General features: G+C 73.1%; 4 protein-coding genes and 1 pseudogene. 4 read left to right on the top strand and 1 reads right to left on the bottom strand.

Translation table 11 applies throughout. The features are described 5' to 3' along the window. The 3 genes from FV223_RS20005 to FV223_RS19995 form a co-directional block, all read left to right on the top strand. On the top strand, positions 1-454 hold a 454-nt coding region (locus tag FV223_RS20005; protein ID WP_348644810.1), incomplete at its 5' end, for an SPFH domain-containing protein. Between the two features lie 259 nt (positions 455-713). After that, positions 714-1,697 carry an SPFH domain-containing protein gene (locus FV223_RS20000; RefSeq protein WP_147728645.1) on the top strand — a complete coding sequence of 328 codons (984 nt, stop codon included), beginning with the start codon at positions 714-716 and terminating at the stop codon, positions 1,695-1,697. Then, positions 1,694-2,155, top strand: coding sequence for an NfeD family protein (locus FV223_RS19995; protein WP_246689735.1), 462 nt, complete (start codon positions 1,694-1,696; stop codon positions 2,153-2,155). The genes FV223_RS20000 and FV223_RS19995 overlap by 4 nt, the downstream gene beginning before the upstream one ends. Positions 2,156-2,327: 172 nt before the next feature. Here the strand turns inward: FV223_RS19995 and FV223_RS19990 are convergent. After that, positions 2,328-4,262: pseudogene (locus FV223_RS19990) on the bottom strand (phosphoenolpyruvate carboxylase); the annotation flags it as partial. Between the two features lie 300 nt (positions 4,263-4,562). On the opposite strand from FV223_RS19990, the gene FV223_RS19985 reads away from it, so the two are divergent. Continuing rightward, a complete protein-coding gene (locus FV223_RS19985) occupies positions 4,563-4,835 on the top strand; it encodes a hypothetical protein (protein WP_147728644.1) in 273 nt (90 codons plus the stop codon). Positions 4,836-4,896 lie beyond the last annotated feature (61 nt).

Below are 4,896 nucleotides of genomic sequence, written 5' to 3'. Positions count from 1 at the left end.
CCTCGACCAGCTGCTCTCGCACCGGGACGAGATCAACGAGCGGCTGCTCAGGGTGATGGACGCCGCCGCCTCGCCCTGGGGGGTGAAGATGACCCGCATCGAGATCAAGGACATCGTGCCGCCGGCGCCGCCCGCCGCCAACGCGATCAGCGGCAAGGCCGAGGTCATCGACACCGCGACCGTGCGCGTCGCCGGCAAGCTGATGCACCTGTTCGGCGTCGAGTGGGTGCGCGGCGGGCAGGCGGACGAGCTCACCAAGTACCTCGCCGGCCGGCCGATCACCTGCACGCCGGTGCCCGGCAGCGAGAACGTCTCCTGCACCGTCGAGGGCCGCGACCTTTCCGAGGTGGTCCTGTTCAACGGCGGCGGCCGCGCCTCGCCCGAGGCCTCCCCCGAGCTCGTCGCCGCCGAGGACCACGCCCGCACCGAGCGCATCGGGGTGTGGAAGCGCTAGAGCAGCGTCGCGCGAGGTGGACGCCGGCTCGCGTGAAGGCAACGCCATCCCACGAGGCGAGGAAGCGTGTTTCCGCGATCCGGTGATCGCGCAAAACACGCTCCAAGCCGCACGGGACGGACGCGTCGCCCGGACCCGCGCCAGCCGGGCGATGTGGGGAGGCGCCGCCCCTGCGAGGACGAGCGGCGCCCGTTCGCGCCGTCGCCCCCGGCTGCGCTAGGATACCGGCGCGCCGCGTCGGCGCCTTGCGGGGATGGCGATGAGTCTCTCGATCGGCCTGAGCACCTTCGCGGTCGTGGCGGCGATCCTCGTGGTCGTGACGCTGGCGGCCGGCATCAACATCGTGCCGCAGGGCTACGTCTTCACCGTCGAGCGCTTCGGCCGCTACGCCCGCACCCTCGAATCCGGGCTCGGGCTGATCACCCCGTTCGTCGAGCGCATCGGGCGCCGCGTCAACGTGATGGAGCAGGTGATCGAGGTGCCGAGCCAGGAGGCCTTCACCCGCGACAATGCCGGCGTCACCATCGACGCGGTGGTGTTCTACCAGGTGCTCGACGCCGCCCGCGCTTCCTACGAGATCTCCAACCTCGACGTGGCGACGCGCACCCTGACGATGACCAACATCCGCACCGTGGTCGGCTCGATGGACCTCGACCAGCTGCTCTCGCACCGGGACGAGATCAACGAGCGGCTGCTCAGGGTGATGGACGCCGCCGCCTCGCCCTGGGGGGTGAAGATGACCCGCATCGAGATCAAGGACATCGTGCCGCCGGCGGACCTGGCCGGCGCCATGGCCCGGCAGATGAAGGCCGAGCGCGAGAAGCGCGCCTCGGTGCTGGAGGCGGAAGGCCACCGCCAGGCCGACATCCTGCGCGCCGAGGGGCGCAAGCAGTCGGCGATCCTGGAGGCGGAAGGCCGCAAGGAGGCCGCCTTCCGCGACGCCGAGGCCCGCGAGCGCTCGGCCGAGGCCGAGGCGAAGGCCACGGGCATGATCAGCGCCGCGATCACCGCGGGCGACATCGCCGCGGCGAACTTCCTGGTGGCCGAGAAGTACGTTGAGGCGGTGCGCGCCATCGCCACCGCCCCGAACCAGCGCGTGGTGGTGGTGCCGATCGAGGCGGCGGCGCTCGCCGGGACGCTGGGCGGCATCGCCGAGATCACGAAGTCGGTGTTCGGGGAGGGCGCGGCGCCCGCGCGCCCACGCTCCGGTGCGCCGCCCAGCGTCGGGGTGCCGCGGACGTGAGCTTCTCCAGCGCCTGGTCTCGAATCTTGGCGAACGCCTTCGCGGATCTGGGTCCGGCTTGGGCCTGGATCCTCGCCGGCCTGGCGCTGGCCGGGCTCGAGCTGGTGGCGCCCGGCATCTTCCTGATCTGGCTCGGGCTCGCGGGGCTCGCCACCGGCCTCGTCGCGGCGCTCGTGCCCCTGCCGTGGCAGGCGCAGCTGCTGCTGTTTTCCGGGCTCGCCGTCGCCGCGGTGCTCATCGCCCGCCGCCTCGGCCGCGACCACGTCCCGACCCTCAACCGCGCCGACCGCGGCCTCGTCGGTCGCGAAGGCCTGCTCGCCGAGCCGATCCAGGACGGCGCCGGCCGCATCCGCTTCGACGACACCCTCTGGCGCGTCACCGGCCCGGACCTCCCCGCCGGCGCGCGGGTGCGGGTGACCGGCATCGACGGGACGGTGCTGGTGGTGACGGGAGCGTGAGGCGGCTGCGGCTCGGGCTGGCCGCATCGTTCGCCGCTCCGCCCCGTCATCCCGGGGCCGCGCAGCGGAGCCCGGGATCCAGTGCCGCAGGTCGATCTCCAGTCCGCACCCTCGGCGTCTCCGGATTCCGGGCTCGCCTGCGGCGCCCCGGAATGACGGGGGTGGCGCCCCCTCACCCGAACGCGCCGACCTCGTGCTGGATCATCCCCGAGATCTCGCGCACCTGGGTGAACATCTTGGCGATCGGCTGGAACAGGCCGGAATGCTCGGCCTCGTAGGTGCCGACGTCGCGCGGGCCGGCCGGCTCGCCGAAGTTGAGGCCGAGCGTCGGGTCGGGGGTGACGGGGAAGATCTCGTCGAGGAGCTTCAGGCAGCCGTCGATGTCGAGGCGCAGGAAGCGCTCCAGCAGCTGCTCGCGGCTGACGCCGGCCTGGGGCCGGAAGCCGGGGATGTGGACGGCGGTGAACCAGATCCGGTGGATCAGCGCGAGGCGGATCGCGTGGAGCAGGGTGAGGCGCACCGACATCTTCCTCAAGTCGGGGGCGGCGGCCTGCAGGCTCAGCGCGTCGGTGGTCAGCCGCCCGAACAGGCGGCGCAGGTTCGGCGCGAGGTCGAGGCGGTCGAGGACGCCGGCGATGACGATCAGCTCCTCGCGCCGGCCGTCCTTCTGGGTGCGGCGGGCGCGCTCGAGCCACACCGCGGGGTCCAGCGTGTCGATGTAGGCGCGCAGCACGTCGAGGTCGCCGACCGAGGCCGCGTGCTGGACCAGGCGGAAGGCGCGGGAGAACCGCACCGAGTCGCGGCGCATGTCGCGGAACAGGTCGGGCGCGCGCCCCGCCGCGCGGCCGAGCCCGTGCAGGGAGTTGGCGAGGTAGCCGAGCTGCTGCAGGATCGCGTTGTTGGGGATCGCCCGCATCTGGCGCGGATGGGTGATCAGCGCCGGCCCGCCCGAATCCGACTGCCGCGCCACCGGGCGCGAGCCGGTGCGGTCGATCAGCCCCGGGCCGAAGGTGCCGAGCAGGGCGGCGTAGCCGGGATCGTCGACCAGCGCCTCCATGTCCTGGCGCACGACGGTGAAGAACTCGAGGGCGAAGTCGGTCTTGGCGTAGACGGGATCGTCGGCGGCGTCCGCGCCCTCGGCCGCGTCGGAGAGGGCGTAGTCGGGGAAGGCGTCGTCCTCGGCCACGTCGAGGGCGTAGACGTGCTCGGCCACCCGCGCGATCGAGGCCTCGGCGATCGCCTGCGAGCCGAACAGCAGGTAGCCGTCGGTGCCCTGGAAGCTCGATTCGAGGCGGACCTTGATCCCGGCCTTCTGGTTGCGCGCGCGCGCATCCTCGGGGGCGAGGTAGGCGAGGCGGTCGCGCAGGGAGGTCGGGTGGGCGCCGCGGCCGATCGATTCGCCGTGGGTGTCGAAGATCGCCAGCTCGACGTCGGCGAGCCCGTTCGAGACCAGCATCTCGGTGATGCGCAGGCGCAGCCGCTCGATCCAGAAGGTGGCGGCGAGCTGGCCGACGTAGCGCCCGGAATCGGAATAGCCGAACTGCACGGTGAGGCGGCCGATGCGCTTGAGGTAGCGCCGCCAGTGCGGGTTGCGCAGCGCATCGTCGAGCACCCGGATGCCCTGCTCCAGGGCGCTCGCGGTCTCGAACAGCGGCGTGATCTCGAGCTTGTCGGCGATGCCGTAATGGCGCGCGAGCCAGAGCGCGGCCAGCAGCGTGTAGCCGGTCTCGGTCTCGGCGATGAGGAAGCGCACCGGGTGCGTGCCGTCGACGTGCTTGAGGATCTGCGCGATCGTCATCATCAGCCGGGCGGCGGAGGCGCGCTCGGCGGCGAGCGCACCGAAATCCACCGCCACCGGCTGCACGTCGTTGAGCAGCGTGTGGATCGCCGAGAGGTGCGAGCGGCGCTGGGCGGCGTCGGCCGGCTCGCCTTCGAGGTCGATGACCCGGCGGACCGCGTTGTGGATCTGGCTGGCGTTGAGCCGGAAATGCGGCAGCGCGTTCGAGAGCCCGTGCGTGGCGATGCCCGAGCGCAGGACCGCGATCCTGCGCCGGTCGGCGTCCGTCTCGGCCGCGGTGACGGCGCCGGCGAGCCCGGCCAGCACGGGGTTGCGGAACGGATCCTCGCTCGCCTGCTCGCGCGAGGCCTCGATCAGCCCGACGAGATGGCCTTCGAGCTCCTCCGGGTCGCGATGGGCGTGCGTTCGCATCGGTCAGGCTCCGGCAGGACGGGGGCAGGCGGCTTTTGGCGGGGACGCCCGGCGCGTGCAAGGCGCCGGCGGCCCGTGGCCGGAGAGGCAAGGACCGTTCCGCTCCGGCCAAGGTCTCGCCGCGGATCCCGGCCGCGTGCGGTCGCAGGCGTGCCCCGGGGTGCATGCGGCCTCCGCTTGCGCTAACGCTGCGGGGCAATGGAAACGCTCCTGATCCTGGCGGCCGTCGCGGCCTGCGCGGTGGCCGGCACGGTGGTGCTCCGGCTGCTCGCGCGCGGCCGGCGCGAACCGCTGCGCCTCGACAGCGAGCACGACGCCGCCGACGAGGCGCTGCTGCTGGCCGAGATCGGCCCGACCGCGAGCCCGATCGACCGCTCCGGCGCGGTGCTCGACCTCGAGCCGATCCGGGCGGAGAGCCGGGAGGCGCCGCGCCTGGCCCGGCCCGATCGCACGGAGGGCGACCCGCGATGAGGACCTTTCTGCTCGCGCTGCTGGCCGCCGGGCTCGCCGCGGCGCCGGCCCAGGCGCAAGT

Source organism: Methylobacterium sp. WL116 (assembly GCF_008039455.1).
In the GTDB taxonomy this organism is placed as follows: Bacteria; Pseudomonadota; Alphaproteobacteria; order Rhizobiales; family Beijerinckiaceae; genus Methylobacterium.
Note: the sequence above shows the minus strand (reverse complement) of the source record. Positions and strands in the feature narration are given on the sequence as shown.